This is a genomic window from Thalassolituus sp. LLYu03 (assembly GCF_050507655.1).
Lineage (GTDB): Bacteria > Pseudomonadota > Gammaproteobacteria > Pseudomonadales > Oceanobacteraceae > Venatoribacter.
Window position 1 is genome coordinate 658,752 of sequence record NZ_CP191496.1, and the last position, 17,034, is coordinate 675,785.

The 17,034-nt window shown below is 55.5% G+C and carries 15 protein-coding genes and 1 other RNA gene; 11 read left to right on the forward strand and 5 right to left on the reverse strand.

All coding sequences use genetic code 11. The features are described 5' to 3' along the window. Positions 1–95 precede the first annotated feature (95 nt). Positions 96–455 carry a hypothetical protein gene (locus ACQUQU_RS03140; RefSeq protein ID WP_430461798.1) on the forward strand — a complete coding sequence of 120 codons (360 nt, stop codon included), beginning with the start codon at positions 96–98 and terminating at the stop codon, positions 453–455. A 171-nt stretch (positions 456–626) separates the two neighbouring features. Here the strand turns inward: ACQUQU_RS03140 and ssrA are convergent. Together ssrA and smpB are read right to left on the reverse strand one after the other, a co-directional pair. Continuing rightward, positions 627–982, reverse strand: a transfer-messenger RNA (tmRNA) gene (ssrA, locus tag ACQUQU_RS03145). 103 nt (positions 983–1,085) lie between these two features. After that, a complete protein-coding gene (gene smpB / locus ACQUQU_RS03150; RefSeq protein WP_430461799.1) occupies positions 1,086–1,568 on the reverse strand; it encodes an SsrA-binding protein SmpB in 483 nt (160 codons plus the stop codon). A 137-nt stretch (positions 1,569–1,705) separates the two neighbouring features. Between smpB and ACQUQU_RS03155 the strand changes: the two genes are divergently transcribed. The 3 genes from ACQUQU_RS03155 to ACQUQU_RS03165 are packed head-to-tail and all read left to right on the forward strand — an operon-like array spanning position 1,706 to position 3,774. Then, positions 1,706–3,037 (forward strand): sodium-dependent transporter, encoded by a 1,332-nt coding sequence (locus ACQUQU_RS03155; protein ID WP_430461800.1) that lies wholly within the window; start codon positions 1,706–1,708, stop codon positions 3,035–3,037. 13 nt (positions 3,038–3,050) lie between these two features. Beyond that, the gene (locus tag ACQUQU_RS03160) at positions 3,051–3,482 is read left to right on the forward strand and encodes a type II toxin-antitoxin system RatA family toxin (protein WP_430461801.1); all 432 of its coding nucleotides are present in this window, start codon (positions 3,051–3,053) and stop codon (positions 3,480–3,482) included. Beyond that, positions 3,475–3,774, forward strand: a complete 300-nt coding sequence (locus ACQUQU_RS03165; RefSeq protein ID WP_430461802.1) for an RnfH family protein — start codon at positions 3,475–3,477, stop codon at positions 3,772–3,774. The genes ACQUQU_RS03160 and ACQUQU_RS03165 overlap by 8 nt, the downstream gene beginning before the upstream one ends. A gap of 94 nt (positions 3,775–3,868) precedes the next feature. Here the strand turns inward: ACQUQU_RS03165 and ACQUQU_RS03170 are convergent, their stop codons facing one another. Further along, positions 3,869–4,273, reverse strand: a complete 405-nt coding sequence (locus ACQUQU_RS03170) for an outer membrane protein assembly factor BamE (RefSeq protein WP_430461803.1) — start codon at positions 4,271–4,273, stop codon at positions 3,869–3,871. A gap of 84 nt (positions 4,274–4,357) precedes the next feature. Between ACQUQU_RS03170 and fur the strand changes: the two genes are divergently transcribed. Next, positions 4,358–4,765 (forward strand): ferric iron uptake transcriptional regulator, encoded by a 408-nt coding sequence (gene fur / locus ACQUQU_RS03175; RefSeq protein ID WP_430461804.1) that lies wholly within the window; start codon positions 4,358–4,360, stop codon positions 4,763–4,765. A gap of 76 nt (positions 4,766–4,841) precedes the next feature. On the opposite strand, the gene recN is transcribed toward fur, so the two are convergent. Beyond that, positions 4,842–6,512, reverse strand: coding sequence for a DNA repair protein RecN (gene recN, locus ACQUQU_RS03180; protein WP_430461805.1), 1,671 nt, complete (start codon positions 6,510–6,512; stop codon positions 4,842–4,844). 147 nt (positions 6,513–6,659) lie between these two features. On the opposite strand from recN, the gene grpE reads away from it, so the two are divergent. The 4 genes from grpE (at position 6,660) to dapB (ending at position 11,432) form a co-directional block, all read left to right on the forward strand. Continuing rightward, entirely contained in the window at positions 6,660–7,235 is a 576-nt protein-coding gene (gene grpE, locus ACQUQU_RS03185) for a nucleotide exchange factor GrpE (RefSeq protein ID WP_430461806.1), read from the forward strand. A gap of 115 nt (positions 7,236–7,350) precedes the next feature. Beyond that, positions 7,351–9,261, forward strand: a complete 1,911-nt coding sequence (gene dnaK, locus ACQUQU_RS03190) for a molecular chaperone DnaK (protein ID WP_430461807.1) — start codon at positions 7,351–7,353, stop codon at positions 9,259–9,261. A gap of 141 nt (positions 9,262–9,402) precedes the next feature. Next, positions 9,403–10,524: a molecular chaperone DnaJ gene (dnaJ, locus tag ACQUQU_RS03195; protein ID WP_430461808.1), complete on the forward strand. Its 1,122-nt coding sequence runs from the start codon at positions 9,403–9,405 to the stop codon at positions 10,522–10,524. Between the two features lie 104 nt (positions 10,525–10,628). Continuing rightward, positions 10,629–11,432 carry a 4-hydroxy-tetrahydrodipicolinate reductase gene (gene dapB / locus ACQUQU_RS03200; protein WP_430461809.1) on the forward strand — a complete coding sequence of 268 codons (804 nt, stop codon included), beginning with the start codon at positions 10,629–10,631 and terminating at the stop codon, positions 11,430–11,432. 74 nt (positions 11,433–11,506) lie between these two features. Here dapB and ACQUQU_RS03205 read toward each other — a convergent pair whose 3' ends face one another. Further along, the gene (locus ACQUQU_RS03205; protein ID WP_430461810.1) at positions 11,507–12,115 is read right to left on the reverse strand and encodes a TetR/AcrR family transcriptional regulator; all 609 of its coding nucleotides are present in this window, start codon (positions 12,113–12,115) and stop codon (positions 11,507–11,509) included. A gap of 515 nt (positions 12,116–12,630) precedes the next feature. Here ACQUQU_RS03205 and carA point away from each other — a divergent pair. After that, positions 12,631–13,779, forward strand: coding sequence for a glutamine-hydrolyzing carbamoyl-phosphate synthase small subunit (gene carA, locus ACQUQU_RS03210; RefSeq protein ID WP_430461811.1), 1,149 nt, complete (start codon positions 12,631–12,633; stop codon positions 13,777–13,779). A gap of 16 nt (positions 13,780–13,795) precedes the next feature. Then, the gene (gene carB, locus ACQUQU_RS03215) at positions 13,796–17,011 is read left to right on the forward strand and encodes a carbamoyl-phosphate synthase large subunit (RefSeq protein WP_430461812.1); all 3,216 of its coding nucleotides are present in this window, start codon (positions 13,796–13,798) and stop codon (positions 17,009–17,011) included. Positions 17,012–17,034: the final 23 nt, after the last annotated feature.

A 17,034-nucleotide genomic window follows, 5' to 3' on the forward strand; every position in this document is an offset into this window, starting at 1 on the left:
TTCTGATTATTGTTGTAGGGTGACAATAACCCGGAAGACCAGCCAGTGGATTGACCGTAAAGGACGGCGGAGTTGACTCTGGAGGACGGGGAATTGTGAAAGGCAGTGTGACCATGTCGGAATTTTTATCCGGAATTTTCAAGGCTGTTAAATGGAAGGGCGCTCATGATTCAATGGTGTGTATTGCCATTTGGTGCGCCGAATTTGGGTGGCTTAACACCCCGGGTTCCTGCCAAATTAAAGTGTTGATGCGAGGTCGATGGGCGATTGCACTCTGGGCCATCCATGGCCCAGCCCCTGCGGGCGCCTGCGGCGGTGCATATTGCTCCCGGCAATATGTGACAAAAACGCCGGGAGCGTTTTTGCACGAGCGCAGCGAGCCTTCGGTGAAAACCATGGACGGTTTTCATAGCCCAACTGCGGCAGGTTCAGAATCCCTAATGTCGGCCAAATAAAAGTGCTGATGGGGGATTGCACTCGGTACATCCATGTACCTCGCCCTTCGGGCTGCTTCGCAGTGTAAAACGGCTGTCCTGCCGTTTTTGGAACCCAACTGTGGCAGGTTCAGAAACCCGAGCGCCGGCCAAATAAAAAGCCCCTGATGCGAGCATCAGGGGCTTTGTATTTGGTGGAGATGGGGGGATTTGAACCCCCGTCCGCCAATCCTCCACTAGAGGATCTACATGCTTAGCCTTCTCTATTGTTTTAGTTCGTCACGGGCCGAGAGGCAGGCCGTTCGGAACGAGCTCGGTTAGTTTTGACCCGTCAGCTACGAGCGAAGCATCGGGGCGAGCCTGTAAGACGGCGCCCTCTTCCCCCAGCTACAGGCACCTGGGTTCTGAGGTAGGCGGGGCTTAAGCCGCCAGTGCGTAAGTTTCGTCGTTTGCGACTATATGTTGTATAACGGAGATTAACGAGATCGCTATACCCTCTCGGCATGCACCCATAGCTTTGTAATCAACGTCGAATCCTGATCATCCCCGAATCCGGTTAACCACAAGTCTGCGGTGTTGTTCTGTATATGAGGTCGTTTACAACGATTTCAAGTGCCACAGAACGGGGCAAGTGTAACACAGCGGGGCGGGTTAACGCACCGCGTGTTTCATGATGCGCTCTTTCTGCTTGGCCCAGTCACGGTCCTTGCTGGTGTCGCGCTTGTCGTGCATCTGTTTACCTTTGGCCAGCGCGATTTCCGCTTTGACGTAAGGTCCTTTCCAGTACAGAGCCGTACAGACACAGGTGTAACCCTTGGCCTGAATCTTTTGCTGGATGCGTTCGAGCTCGCGCCCGTGCAGCAGCAGTTTGCGCTGGCGACGGGGTTCGCACACTGTGTGTGTGGAGGCCTGTGCCAGTGGTGTGATCAGGGCGCCGGTCAGCCAGGCTTCACCGCGGTGAAAGTCGACGTAGGAGTCGAGCAGCTGTACTTTGCTCTGCCGCAGGGATTTGACTTCCCAACCGGTCAGGGACAGGCCAGCCTCGAATTTTTCTTCGATGAAGTAGTCGTGGCGGGCTTTTTTGTTCAGCGCGATGGTGCCGCTCTGGGCTTTTGAATTCTTCTTGGTACTCATGACAGGTGATTATAACCGAGCAGTGACCGAAAAGGCAGTGTGGCTGGCTTTAACGCCTTGAGAGCAAAGGATAAATCTCCGACAATACCCGCGTTTTAAGTAAGGCAGACAAGAATATGAGTCAAAAGAATCGAGGAATGCACGGCGTCTGGGGAAGCCGCTGGACATTCATTCTGGCCGCTACCGGTTCGGCAGTGGGTCTGGGGAACATCTGGAAGTTTCCGTATATCACGGGTGAAAACGGCGGTGGCGCCTTTGTTCTGATGTATCTGGCCTGCATTCTGCTGGCGGGTGTGCCCGTTATGATGGCAGAGGTTCTGCTGGGGCGTCGTGGTCGTATGAGCCCGATTCACACCATGCAACACATGACGGAAGAGCAGGGTGCCCCTAAGGCGTTCGCGGGTCTCGGCTGGATGGGAGCCGTTGCCGGTTTCTTCATCCTCTCGTTCTACAGTGTGATCGCCGGCTGGACTCTGGCCTATGTGGTGAAGATGGCCATGGGCGACTTCAGTGGCGCCGGTGCCGAGGTGGCATCTGCCGCGTTTTCGGATCTGCTGGGCAGCCCTTGGGCTCTGCTGGGCTGGCACACGCTGTTTATGGCGATGACCGGCTTTGTTATTGCCCGTGGTGTTAAGCACGGTCTGGAAGACAGTGTGCGTCTGATGATGCCGATGCTGTTTGTGATGCTGTTGGTGCTGCTGGGCTATGCCCTGACCACACCAGGGTTCGCACAGGGCTTCGACTTTATGTTCTCGTTTGATACCAGCAAGCTGAATTCCAGCAGTATCGTGGTGGCGCTGGGTCACTCCTTCTTTACCCTGAGTCTGGGTATGGGTGCGATGATGGCGTACGGCGCTTATATGCCGGGCAAAGCTTCGCTGACCAAAACCGTGATGACCGTGGCCGTGCTGGATACGCTGGTTGCTCTGGTGGCGGGTCTGATCATTTTCCCGATCGTGTTCTCCAATGGTATGGAGCCGGCTGCGGGCCCTGGTCTGATGTTCCAGACGCTGCCGATTGCCTTCGGCGCTCTGCCGGCGGGCAGCCTGATTGGTACTGTGTTCTTCCTGTTGGTGGTGGTGGCGGCCTGGAGTTCGGCCATTTCCATTGCGGAACCGGCGGTGGCCTGGTGTGTGGAAAAAGGCATCAGCCGTGGCAAAGCGACCTTTGCTGTCTGTGCTCTGGCCTGGTTGCTGGGCATCGGCACTGTGCTGTCGTTTAACGTCATGGGCGATGTGAAGTTCCTGCGCGGTACTTTCTTCGACAACCTCGACTTCCTGACCTCGAACCTGATGATGCCACTGGGCGGCGTTGCCATTGCCCTGTTTGTTGGCTGGTTTATGAAGCGTAAGGATGTGGCCGACGAAGTGCGCATCAAGAACAAGGCGCTGTTCAACGTCTGGATGTTCGTGCTGCGCTTTATTTCGCCGCTGGCCATTCTGTACATCTTCGTGAAAGGTCTGGGCTGAGCGGGAACAAGGGATGACCACCATTACCCGCAGTGCTCTGGTGATGCACACCGCCGAGCAGATGTTTGAGCTGATCAATGATGTCCGTCGTTATCCGGAATTCCTCGATGGCTGCAAAGCCACCGAGGTCATTGCCGAAGGCGACGATTTCATTGAAGCGACGCTGACCATTGCCAAAGCCGGTGTGAATCAGAGCTTCAGCACGCACAATACGCTGGTGCGGCCAGAGCGCATGGAAATGCGCCTGCTGAACGGGCCTTTCAGTCGCTTTGAAGGCATCTGGCGGTTTCAGCCGTTGTCCGACGAAGCCTGTAAGGTGTCGCTGGATATGGAATTTGAAATGAGCAACCGCATTGCGGGTGTGGCTATGGGCGCTGTGTTCAAGCAGATCGCCAACATGATGGTGGACTCTTTCGTTAAACGGGCAAAAGAAATTTATGGCTGACGTGATTCAGGTTGAGGTGGCGTACGCGCTGCCGAACAAACAGAAGATCCTGACGGTGGATGTTGAGCCGGGCACAACCATGCTGGATGCGGTGAAGCAGTCGGGTATCGAGAACGAGTTTCCCGAGCTGGATCTGGCGGAAGCCAAATTCGGTATTTTCGGTAAGGCAACCCGTACGCCGGAAACCGACGTAGTGCGGGCCGGAGACCGTATCGAAATTTATCGCCCGCTGTTGATCGACCCGAAACAGGCGCGTGCCAACCGCGCAGCGAAAACCGCTAAGGCCGACTGAGCGAAGGCACTGGGGCTCGATGCCTCTGTGCTCATGATGCAGGCATAAAAAAGCCGGACTGAGTCCGGCTTTTTTATGCCTGCGCGAGAGGGAATTACTCGCTGACCTCAGGAATGGTCGACGGTTTTTCTTCTTTCGGGATCGAATTCAGCTGATCTTCTTCACTGAACTCTTCTGCCGGCAGTGAGCCTGTGTAGTGGGTGTACAGGCCGGCATCATCGAAAAACACACTGATGCGATAGTTTTTTACAACTTCATCGCGTTGTTCGAGGGTGTAAAGGTAATCCCAGCGTTTCTGTTCAAACGGGTTCTGCAGCACCGGATTACCCATTACGTAGGTCACCTGACGTTGGGTCATGCCCGGCTTGAGTTGTGACAGCATGTCGGCTGTGACGATGTTGCCCTGCTGAACATTCAGCTTGTATACCCCGGGGAAGACACAGCCCGTCAGGGTTGCAAATCCGAGCAAAACGGTCAGAATCGACGCTCTTGTGTTCAAGTCGTTATCTCTTAAGTTGCGTTACAGCTTTGAGCGGCGATAATACCGATAATTCAGTTTTGTGTGAAATATTCGAGGGAAGCCATGTCTGATCAGAACGTGGAGTTGCGTAAAGCAGGTCTTAAAGTAACGCTGCCGCGGGTGAAAATCCTGAGCATCCTGGAAAGCAACTCCGAAGCGCACATGAGCGCGGAAGACGTGTACAAATCCCTGATTGAAGCGGGCGAAGACGTTGGTCTGGCCACGGTTTACCGTGTTCTGACCCAGTTCGAAAGCGCTGGTCTGGTGGCTCGTCACAACTTCGACGGTGGTCATTCTGTATTCGAACTGGCCAAAGGCGATCACCACGACCACATGGTCAACGTGGAAGATGGCACTGTGATTGAGTTCACGAACGAGCAGATTGAACGCCTGCAACACCAGATTGCCGAAGAGCACGGTTTTGAACTGGTTGAGCACAGTCTGGTGCTGTACGTGCGCAAGAAGAAGTAAGCGCCGCGTTTAACGCAGACCGCTAACGCAATAAAAAAGGCAGCGAACGCTGCCTTTTTTGTGCCTGCAATTCCGGTTACTGCACCAACGCCAGCATTTCCTGCGCATGGGCCAGCGTCTGCTGGGTGATGTTCACGCCGCCCAACATACGAGCAATTTCTTCCGAACGTTGTTTGTCGTTCAACTTGCGCAGCTGGGTGTGGGTGGCGTTGTCGCCGCTGATTTTGCTCACCTGATAATGCTGGTGCGCCTGAGCGGCAACCTGTGGCTGGTGCGTTACGCACAGCACCTGACCGTCCTGACCAAGCGCACGCAGCAGGCGCCCGACGCGTTCGGCGGTACCGCCGCCAATGCCCACATCCACTTCATCGAAAATCAGGCTCGGGGTTTCACACACCGCCGCGGTCACGACCTGAATGGCCAGGCTGATGCGCGCCAGCTCCCCCCCAGAGGCCACCTTGGCCAGCGGGCCGGCCGGCATGCCCGGGTTGGTCTGCACGATAAAACCAATCTGGTCGATGCCGTGGCGGCTGGCTTTGCTGACGTCCGCTTCTATCTGAGTAACGAAACGGGCGCGGCCCAGGGCTAAGGCTTCAAAGTGCGCTTCCACCTCGCTGTCCATGCGCGCAGCGGCGGTGCGTCGCGCATCGCTCAGGCCCTGTGCCAGCTGGCGGTATTCCTGCTCCAGTGCGTTTACCTGCTGTTGCAGGCCGGCCAGATCGTCGTCGCTTAAATTGAGTTCGGCCAGCGCGGCTTCCTGTTCCTGCCAGTGTGCATGCAGGGTCTGCGGAGCTATCTGATGCTTGCGCGCCATGCTGTACAGATCGCTCAGGCGGTTCTCTACCTGCTGCAGTCGGTGCGGGTTAATGTCGACCAGATCCAAATATCGCTGCAGGGAATGGGCGGCTTCTTCGAGCTGAATTTTCGCCTGCTGCAGCAGGTCGCGCGCTTCGTTCAGCAGCGGGTGCTGATCGTCAATATTGCCCAGCCGGTTCATCGCCTGGTGGGTCAGCTGGGTGGCGGCCAGTTCGCCGGAGTCATCACCGTAACAGGCGGCCAGTGCGTACTGGCCATTGAGCAGCATGTTCTCGGCATTGGCTAAGCGTTTGTGTTCACTTTCCAGTTCATCCAGCTCAGTAGCGCCCGGTGCCAGCTGGCGCAGTTCTTCGACCTGATAGGTCAGCAACTGGCGCTGTGCTTTTACTTCGGCGCTTTCTTCCTGCAGGCGGTTCAGACGGCGCGCATGCTGTTGCCATTCTTCCCACACCAGCGATACCTCACTGGCCTGTAATTGCAGATTGCCGTAGGCATCCAGCAGCTGGCGCGGGGTTTCTTTCTGCAGTAAGCGCTGATGGGCGTGCTGGGAATGGATTTCGATTAGCAGTTGGCCGATCTCTTTCAGATCGGAAGCCGAGGCCGGACGTCCGTTGATGTAGCCGCGCGAGCGGCCTTCAGAGGAGATAATACGGCGCAGGATTATGGCATCGTCGTCGGCCGGAATATCCCGCTGCTGCAGCCACAGCCGCGCCCGTTCATTCATGCTGAAGGTGGCACCGATTTCGGCCTTTTCAGCCCCGTGGCGGACACAGTCGGCTTCAGCCCGGTCGCCAAGGGCAAGGCCCAGTGCGTCGAGCAGAATGGATTTGCCGGCGCCGGTTTCGCCTGTGATAACGGACATCCCTGGCAGCACTTCCAGCTCAAGCTGGTCGACCAGGGCAAACTGATGAATGGACAGATGTGACAGCATGCAGATGCTCCGTATCTGAATGGATATACAGTGTTTTTATATACAGTATAGGAATCTGTCAAGAGAATCTTGCGGCAAGCCCTTGAATCCCGGAAAAGTGTCCCCCATATAGCTGCCAGTGTTAATGACAACGACCGGGGAAAGACAATGTCGGACGAACAAAAAGTTCAAGACGAGCTGAATGAACAGGCAACCGCAGACGCTCAGGCTGATGCGCCACAGGCTGAGGCTTCTGATGAACTGAACGCTGCGCTGGCTGCTGCCAACCAGGACATTGCCGATCTGAAAGAGCAGATGCTGCGTCTGCAGGCTGAAATGCAGAACGTGCGCCGCCGTGCTGAGGCGGACGTAGAGAAGGCTCACAAGTTCGGTGTCGAGAAGTTTGCCGCTGAAATGGTGAACACCGTCGACAATCTGGAGCGCGCGCTGGCGGCGATCAGTGGCGAAGACGAAACCCTGAATGCCATCCGTGAAGGTGTGGAAATGACCCTGAGCGGTCTGGTGAATGGCCTGGCCAAGTACAAAGTGGACGTGGTTGACCCTATGAGTCAGCCGTTCAATCCGGAACTGCATCAGGCCATGAGCATGGTGGAAGTACCGGGTACCGAACCAAACACAGTGATTGCCGTGATGCAGAAGGGCTACACCCTGCATGGCCGTCTGCTGCGTCCGGCGATGGTGATGGTGAGCAAAGGCGCACCGACCATCAACGAAAACGCCTGAATTAAATTGTTACCGGGGCTTGAAAGCAGTTTTCCCGGACTTATATAGAAAACAACACGATTACAACGGTTTTTAATGTTCACGCGGCGTAAGCCGCACGAATGAGGAATTTAAAATGGGTAAGATTATTGGTATCGACCTGGGCACCACCAACTCTTGTGTGGCCATTCTGGATGGTGAAAAGACCCGGGTTATTGAAAACTCTGAAGGCGACCGTACTACACCATCCATTATCGCGTACACCGACGATGAAGTACTGGTTGGCCAGTCTGCCAAGCGTCAGGCCGTAACCAACCCACAGAACACCCTGTTTGCGGTTAAGCGTCTGATCGGCCGTCGTTTCAAAGACGACGTGGTACAGAAAGACATCTCTATGGTGCCTTATAAAGTGGTTCAGGCCGACAACGGCGACGCCTGGGTTGAAGTAAAAGGCCAGAAATACGCACCACCACAGATTTCTGCGGAAGTGCTGAAAAAGATGAAGAAAACCGCTGAAGATTACCTCGGCGAAAAAGTGACCGAAGCGGTTATTACCGTACCGGCTTACTTCAACGACTCTCAGCGTCAGGCGACCAAAGACGCCGGTAAAATCGCGGGTCTGGAAGTAAAACGTATCATTAACGAACCAACTGCGGCGGCACTGGCGTACGGTATCGACAAAGAAGGCGGCGACCGCACCATCGCGGTATACGACCTGGGCGGTGGTACCTTCGATATTTCCATCATCGAAGTGGCCGACGTTGACGGTGAAAAACAATTCGAAGTACTGGCCACCAACGGTGACACCTTCCTCGGTGGTGAAGACTTCGACTTGCGCCTGATCGAGTATTTAGCAGCCGAATTCAAGAAAGAAAGCGGTATCGACCTGCACAACGATCCGCTGGCTCTGCAGCGTCTGAAAGAAGCCGCAGAAAAAGCCAAGGTTGAACTGTCGTCTTCTCAGCAGACTGACGTGAACCTGCCGTACATCACCGCCGACGCGACCGGTCCTAAGCACCTGAACGTCAAAGTGACCCGTGCCAAACTGGAAGCTCTGGTTGAAGAACTGGTTCAGCGTTCTCTGGAACCTTGCCGCATCGCACTGAAAGACGCCGGTCTGTCTGCGTCTGAAATCGACGAAGTGATTCTGGTGGGCGGTCAGACCCGTATGCCAATGGTGCAGAAGAAAGTGGCTGATTTCTTCGGCAAAGAACCACGCAAAGACGTGAACCCGGACGAAGCCGTAGCCGTGGGTGCTGCGATTCAGGGCGCGGTTCTGTCGGGCGATGTTAAAGACGTTCTGCTGCTGGACGTAACGCCGCTGACTCTGGGTATTGAAACCATGGGTGGCGTAGCGACGGCGGTTATTGAGAAAAACACCACGATTCCGACCAAGAAATCTCAGGTGTTCTCAACCGCTGACGACAACCAGACTGCCGTAACCATTCACGTGGTACAGGGTGAGCGTAAGCAGGCGTCCCAGAACAAATCGCTGGGCCGTTTCGATCTGGCCGACATTCCACCGGCTCCACGTGGTATGCCACAGATCGAAGTGACCTTCGACATCGACGCCAACGGCATTCTGAACGTGAGCGCGAAAGACAAGGCGACCGGAAAAGAACAGTCCATCGTGATCAAGGCCTCTTCCGGTCTGAGTGATGACGAAATCGAGAAAATGGTCGCTGACGCAGAAGCCAACGCCGATGCGGACCGTCAGTTCGAAGAACTGGTGCAGGCGCGTAACACCGCCGATGGTCTGATTCACGCCACCAAAAAGACACTGGAAGACGCGAAAGACAAGGTGACCGATGACGAAAAGACCGCCATCGAAAAAGCCATCGCGGATCTGGAAGGCGTACTGAAAGGCACCGATAAAGACGAAATCGAAGCCAAGACCAAAGCACTGACCGAAGCGTCCAGCTCACTGGCTCAGCGTCTGTACTCTGAGCAGGCTCAGGCCCAGCAGGCAGGTGGTGACGCCGGTGCCGAAAAGGGCCAGGACGACGACGTTGTTGATGCCGAGTTCGAAGAAGTTAAAGACAAGTAATTAATCCTTTTTGAGGATTAAGCAGAACGCGGCAGTTTTCTTTTTGGAAGCTGTCGCGTTTTGTTTTGCAATTTTCGTGAACTGATTGTGTTACTGCGGCCGAAAGGCGACTGCCGGTGGCAGACAACAAACAGGTGAAGTATGTCAAAACGTGATTATTACGAGGTGCTTGGCGTCGCCAAAGACGCCGATGGCCCGACGCTGAAAAAAGCGTACCGTAAGCTGGCGATGAAGTTTCACCCGGACCGTAATCCGGATGACGAAGACGCAGAAGCCAAATTCAAAGAAGCAACCGAAGCTTACGAAATTCTGGGTGACGAACAGAAACGCCGTGCCTACGACCAGTACGGTCATGCCGGTGTGGATGGTCAGGCCGGCGGTTTCGGCGGAGGCGGCGGTGCCAGCTTCAGCGACATTTTCGGCGACGTATTCGGCGATATTTTCGGTGGCGGCGGCCGTGGCGGTGCGCGCGGTGGTCCACAGCGCGGTTCCGACCTGCGCTACACACTGGAGCTGTCGCTGGAAGAAGCCGTACGTGGGGTTGAGAAGAAAATCCGTGTTCCGACCCTGACGGCCTGTACCACCTGTGACGGTTCAGGCGCCAAACCGGGCACCAAGCCTAAGGCGTGTACCACCTGTCACGGTGCGGGTCAGATCCGTATGCAGCAGGGCTTTTTCTCCGTGCAGCAGACCTGTCCGAGCTGTCGTGGTCAGGGCACCATCATCGAAGATCCGTGCACCAGCTGCCACGGTCGCGGTGTGAAGGAAGAAACCAAGACGCTGTCGGTGAAAATTCCGGCGGGCGTTGATACCGGTGACCGCATCCGTCTGGCGGGTGAGGGTGAAGCAGGTTCAATGGGTGGTCCGGCGGGCGACCTGTATGTGCAGGTGAGCGTGCGTGAGCACGACCTGTTCCATCGTGATGGCCGCAACCTGTATTGCGACGTACCGATCAGCATCGTCGATGCAGCACTCGGTGGCGAACTCGAAGTGCCGACGCTGGATGGCCGCGTGAAGCTGAAAATTCCGGCGGAAACCCAGAGCGGCAAATTGTTCCGTCTGCGTGGTAAAGGCGTAACGCCAGTGCGCGGTGGCCCGGCGGGCGATCTGCTGTGCCGTGTGCAGGTGGAAACACCGGTGAATCTCACCGATGCGCAGAAAGAGCTGTTGATGCAGTTCCAGGCTTCTCTCACCGGTGAAAAGCATTCGCCGCAGAAGAAGAGCTGGTTTGAAGGGGTGAAGAAGTTCTTCGAGGATATGTAATCCCCGGGGTCTTCGCCCGACCGATGTAAGGCGGTTTCCGCCTTACATCTCCCGCCGAATCGCTATATCCTTAGCGCCGTTTTTGATTTTCTGTGGACATATTCATGACTCGTATTGCGATTACCGGTGCTGCCGGTCGTATGGGCCGCGTGCTGATTGAAGCCGTTCGTGCCGCTGAAGGGGCAGAGCTGGGTGCAGCGATTGTACTGCCGGACGATCCGATGGCTGGCGTCGACGCCGGTGCAATTGCGGGTCTGGGCGTGATTCTGAACGTCCCGGCGTCTGTGTCGCTGGCGGATGTGGTGGATCAGTTCGATGTACTGATCGACTTCACCGCGCCGGCGGCGACCATGGCCAACGTTGAACTCTGCCGTCAGCACGGCAAGAAAATTGTCATCGGTACCACAGGTCTGACCGACGAGCAGAAAGCTGGTCTGAAATCCGCCGCCGCCGATATGGGCATTGTGTTTGCGCCTAACTATTCCGTGGGTGTGAACCTGTGTCTGAATCTGCTGCGCATGGCGGCTTCCATCATGGGTGACGACAGCGATATCGAAGTGGTGGAAATGCATCACCGTCACAAAGTCGATGCGCCGTCCGGTACTGCGCTGCGCATGGGTGAAGTGGTTGCCGAAACCCTGGGTTGGGACTTAAAAGAAGTGGCTGTGTATGGCCGTGAAGGCTACACAGGTGCCCGTCCGCAGAAGCAGATTGGTTTTGAAACCATCCGTGGTGGTGACGTGGTCGGTGATCACACGGTGATGTTCGCCACCGAAGGTGAGCGCGTGGAAATTACCCATAAAGCGCAAAGCCGCATGACTTTCGCCAAAGGCGCTGTGCGCGCTGCGGTGTGGGTGAATGGTCAGGCCAATGGTCTGTACGATATGCAGGATGTGCTGGGTTTCTGATTCAGCCCGTCAGCCTGAAATAAAAAAACCGCTCACTGAGCGGTTTTTTTATGGGCCGTTTTACGGTCAGAAAATCAGGCTTTTACGCCGAGCATGTGGTCGAAGCCACGCTCGACCATTTTATCCATGCCACGCGGTTTACCGGCCGGATCAAATACCATGGACACCAGCATTTGTGCGTTGCCCAGTGCCCAGCGGGCGCGTTCTTTCGGCGCCAGCCCCTGTTCCAGAATGCCGACGCGGATGCCTTTGTCGACCTGCTTGGCAATGATGTCCAGCAGCTTGTTCTGGAATTCCAGATATTTGGGCCAGGTTTCATCGCGTACCGAAGCGCTCCACTCCAGCCACACCTTGATGTACGACGGGTTGTCTTCGCAAGCCTGCAGGAAGGCTTTGACGTGGGAGCGGATGGCTTCCAGTGGGTTGTCGGCTTCTTCGTAAATGCTGTCGGCCAGATCCAACAGGTAGTTTTCAACTTCCTCAAGCACAGCATCGACCAGCGCTTCACGGGTTTTGAAGTAGTTGAATACGGTGGCAACGGACACGCCACCGAGTTCGGCGATTTCAGTATGGCCACCACGACCGATACCGCGGCGGGCAAATACCTCAACCGCGTTGCTCATCAGCAGGCGCTTACGTTCTTCAGGTTGCAGGCGACGACGGCCATCTACGGCTACAGGCATGAGTTAACCTCGGCATTTATTGTAAGAGTTATCGTGACAGATTCCGTTGCAGTGCCCGGGCAGGCGTGTTGACAGGCTTCATTGAGAATAACTTGCATTACTAATGGGCCTCTCAACAGTTTCCATACTCAATAACGACAATGAAATAGGGCAATGGCCTGAGAGTGAAGTTTTATTAAGTGTAAATTTGTATGTAACTTATTGTAACTTTGTGTAACTCGACAATAGCAAGCGGCAGAAAGCCGCCGGCTGGCCTGTTTGTTGAGGTATGGCAGGTAAGCGGGATTCACAAAGTGGTGGGATAAGACGTTTCAGTAATGGACATAAACCCCTGTTTTCAGTATCATTTAGGGTTAGTTCATACACGCATTGCGGTGACTAAATAAGCTCACCGGAATCTGCCGAAAAAAGCGGGATGGAGTCGTAATGTCGCCATTCCGCTTTTTTACGAGCGCAGCTTCCACAGCCCGGTGCGTCTGTCTGCAAGTTTATTTCTAAAGTTCGGGGATATAGCCTTGTCTACGCCAGCCATTCTTGCTCTTCAGGACGGCAGCATCTTCAAGGGCACCAGTATCGGTGCCGAAGGTCTGTCGGTAGGAGAGGTGGTGTTCAACACCTCCATGACCGGTTATCAGGAAATTCTGACTGACCCTTCCTACGCAAACCAGATCGTTACCTTAACCTATCCACATATTGGTAACTACGGTACCAACAGTGAAGACGAAGAATCCAATGGCATTTACGCCAAAGGTCTCGTGATCCGCGATCTCCCCCTGATTGCTTCCAATTTCCGCAATGAACAAGCCCTCGATGCTTACCTGAAAGAACGCAACGTTCTGGGTATTGCCGATATCGACACCCGTCGTCTGACCCGTATCCTGCGTGAAAAAGGCTCCCTGAATGGCGCCATTCTGGCCGGTGCGGACGCTCACTCTGAAGAAAGCATTGCCAAGGCACTGGCTGAAGCCAAAGCCTTCCCTGGTCTGAAAGGCATGGATCTGGCGAAAGAAGTGACCGTCAAAGAAGCCTACACCTGGACTGAAACCGATTGGGTTCTGGGTAAAGGCTACGGCGAAGTATCTGCGCCTAAATTCAAAGTCGTGGCCTACGACTACGGCGTTAAGCGCAACATCCTGCGCTTATTAGCCGAGCGCGGTTGCGACCTGACCGTGGTTCCGGCCAAAACCCCGGCCGCTGACGTGCTGGCGATGAATCCGGACGGCGTGTTCCTGTCCAACGGCCCTGGCGACCCGGCTCCGTGTGATTACGCCATCAAAGCCATTCAGGACATCCTGGAAACCAACATTCCTGTCTTCGGTATCTGTCTGGGTCACCAGCTGCTGGCGCTGGCCTCTGGCGCACAGACTGTGAAGATGCCGCACGGTCACCACGGTGGTAACCACCCGGTGCAGGATCTGGAGTCTGGCAAAGTGATGATCACCTCTCAGAACCACGGTTTTGCGGTGGAAGAGGAAACTCTGCCTGCCAATCTGAAGGCGACTCACAAATCTCTGTTCGACGGCACGCTGCAGGGTATTGCCCGCACCGACAAGCCGGCGTTCAGCTTCCAGGGTCACCCGGAAGCCAGCCCTGGTCCGAAGGACGTTGCTCCGCTGTTCGACCGCTTCATTGATCTGATGACTGCCGCCAAGGCCGCCCAATAACAGGACTGACTGAGACATGCCAAAACGTACTGACATTCAAAGTATTCTGATCATCGGTGCCGGCCCGATCGTAATCGGCCAGGCCTGTGAATTCGACTACTCCGGCGCTCAGGCCTGTAAAGCCCTGCGTGAAGAGGGTTACCGCGTTATTCTGGTGAACTCTAACCCGGCCACCATCATGACCGACCCGTCCATGGCCGATGCGACTTACATCGAGCCGATCACTGTCGACGCGGTTGCCAAGATCATCGAGAAAGAACGTCCGGATGCGCTGCTGCCAACCATGGGCGGTCAGACGGCACTGAACTGTGCTCTGGGTCTGGAAGCCGCTGGCGTACTGGAAAAATTCGGTGTGGAAATGATCGGTGCCAACGCCGACACCATCGACAAGGCCGAAGACCGTAACCGTTTCGACAAGGCGATGAAAAAAATCGGCCTTGAGTGCCCACGTGCCGGTATCGCGCACAGCATCGAAGAAGCCCGTGAAGTGCAGAAGACTCTGGGCTTCCCGTGCATCATCCGTCCATCCTTCACCATGGGTGGTTCTGGTGGCGGTATCGCGTACAACAAAGAAGAATTCGAAGAAATCTGTGCCCGTGGTCTGGACCTATCGCCAACCAACGAGCTGCTGATCGACGAATCCCTGATCGGCTGGAAAGAGTACGAGATGGAAGTTGTGCGTGATAAAAACGACAACTGCATCATCATCTGTTCCATCGAAAACTTCGACCCGATGGGCGTGCACACCGGTGACTCCATCACGGTGGCACCTGCACAGACCCTGACCGACAAAGAATACCAGATCATGCGTGACGCCTCGTTGGCGGTGCTGCGTGAAATTGGTGTGGAAACCGGCGGTTCCAACGTTCAGTTCGGTATCTGCCCGAACACCGGCCGTATGGTCGTGATCGAAATGAACCCGCGCGTATCGCGTTCTTCTGCTCTGGCGTCTAAAGCAACCGGTTTCCCGATTGCCAAAGTGGCGGCCAAGCTGGCGGTCGGTTACACCCTGGATGAACTGCAGAACGACATCACCGGCGGTCGTACCCCGGCGTCTTTCGAGCCGTCCATCGACTACGTGGTGACCAAGATCCCACGTTTCACCTTCGAGAAATTCCCGCAGGCTGATGGCCGTCTGACCACTCAGATGAAATCCGTGGGCGAAGTGATGGCTATTGGCCGTACTCAGCAGGAATCCCTGCAGAAAGCCCTGCGTGGTCTGGAAGTGGGCTCTACCGGTTTCGATCCTAAAGTCGATATCAACGACCCGACTGCCAAAGACAAAGTGGTATCCGAACTGCGTACCCCGCGCTCTGAGCGTATCTGGTACGTGGGTGATGCGTTCCGTCTGGGCATGACCGTTGAAGAAGTATTCCAGCACTCAGCCATCGACCGTTGGTTCCTGGTGCAGATCGAAGATCTGATCAAAGAAGAAGCCGCCGTTGCCCAGAGCAGCCTGAGCACCATGGATGCTGACCGTATTTACCGTCTGAAGCGTAAAGGCTTCTCCGACGCACGTCTGGCGACTCTGCTGGGCGTGACCGAGAAAACCTTCCGCAAGCAGCGTCAGAAGCTGGGCATTCGTCCGGTGTACAAGCGTGTAGACACCTGTGCCGCTGAATTCGCCACTGACACTGCCTACATGTACTCCACGTACGAAGAAGAGTGTGAAGCGAATCCATCTGACCGCGAGAAAATCATCGTTCTCGGCGGTGGCCCGAACCGCATTGGTCAGGGTATCGAATTCGACTACTGCTGTGTGCACGCCGCACTGGCAGCGAAAGAAGAAGGTTACGAAGCCATTATGGTGAACTGTAACCCGGAAACCGTTTCTACCGACTACGACACCTCCGACCGTCTGTACTTCGAGCCTGTGACTCTGGAGGACGTGCTGGAAATCGTCGACAAAGAAAAACCAAAAGGCGTGATCGTGCAGTACGGTGGGCAGACACCACTGAAACTGGCCGACGAACTGGAAGCCGCGGGCGTGCCTATCATCGGTACTTCTCCGGAAGCTATCGACCGTGCGGAAGACCGTGAACGCTTCCAGCAGATGATCCAGCGTCTGGGTCTGAAGCAGCCGGTGAACGCCACTGTTACCTCCGCTGAAGAAGCCGTGGTGAAAGCCGCTGAAATCGGTTACCCGCTGGTGGTGCGTCCATCCTACGTTCTGGGTGGCCGTGCGATGGAAATCGTGAACGACGAAGCCTCTCTGCGTCGTTACATGACAGAAGCGGTGAAAGTGTCCAACGACTCTCCGGTGCTGCTGGATTACTTCCTGGATCGCGCAGTGGAAGTCGATATCGACGCCATCTGTGACGGCGAACAGGTTGTCATCGGCGGTATCATGCAGCACATTGAACAGGCCGGTATTCACTCTGGTGACTCGGCTTGTTCTCTGCCTCCGTACAGCCTGCCAAAAGACGTGCAGGACAAAATGCGAGAGCAGGTTGCCGCCATGGCGATGGAACTGGGCGTTGTCGGTCTGATGAACACTCAGTTGGCCTGGCAGGATGGCGAGATTTACGTGATCGAAGTAAACCCGCGTGCTTCCCGTACCGTGCCATTCGTCTCCAAGTGCATCGGTACTTCCCTGGCCGCAATTGCAGCCAAGGTGATGACCGGTAAATCGCTGAAAGAGCTGGGCTTCACTCAGGAAATCATTCCGCCTTACTTCTCTGTGAAAGAAGCGGTATTCCCGTTTGCCAAGTTCCCGGGTGTTGACCCGATTCTTGGACCAGAAATGAAGTCCACCGGCGAAGTGATGGGTGCTGGCAAATCCTTCGGCGAAGCGTTCTATAAAGCTCAGCTGGGTGCTGGTGCCAAACTGCCGGAAGGCGGCGTTGCCTTCCTGTCGGTGCGTGAAGCCGATAAGCCAGGCGCGGTATCGGTTGCCAAGGGCCTGATCGAACAGGGCTTCCGTGTGGTGTCCACTGAAGGTACTGCCCGTGTTCTGCGCGAAGCCGGTGTTGCCGTTGAGCGTGTGAACAAGGTCACCGAAGGTCGTCCGCACATTGTGGATATGATTAAGAACGATGAGATCTCTCTGGTGGTTAACACCACCGATGGTGCTCAGGCGATTGCTGACTCTGCCGACATCCGTCGCAGTGCCCAGCAGCACAAAGTGTACTGCACCACCACGCTGGCCGGTGCAGAAGCGGTTGTGGAAGGCCTGCGCTCAGAAGGTCTGAAAGAAGTTCATCGTTTACAGGAACTGCACGCGACCATTTAATGGTCGCCTGCACATTTTAGGAG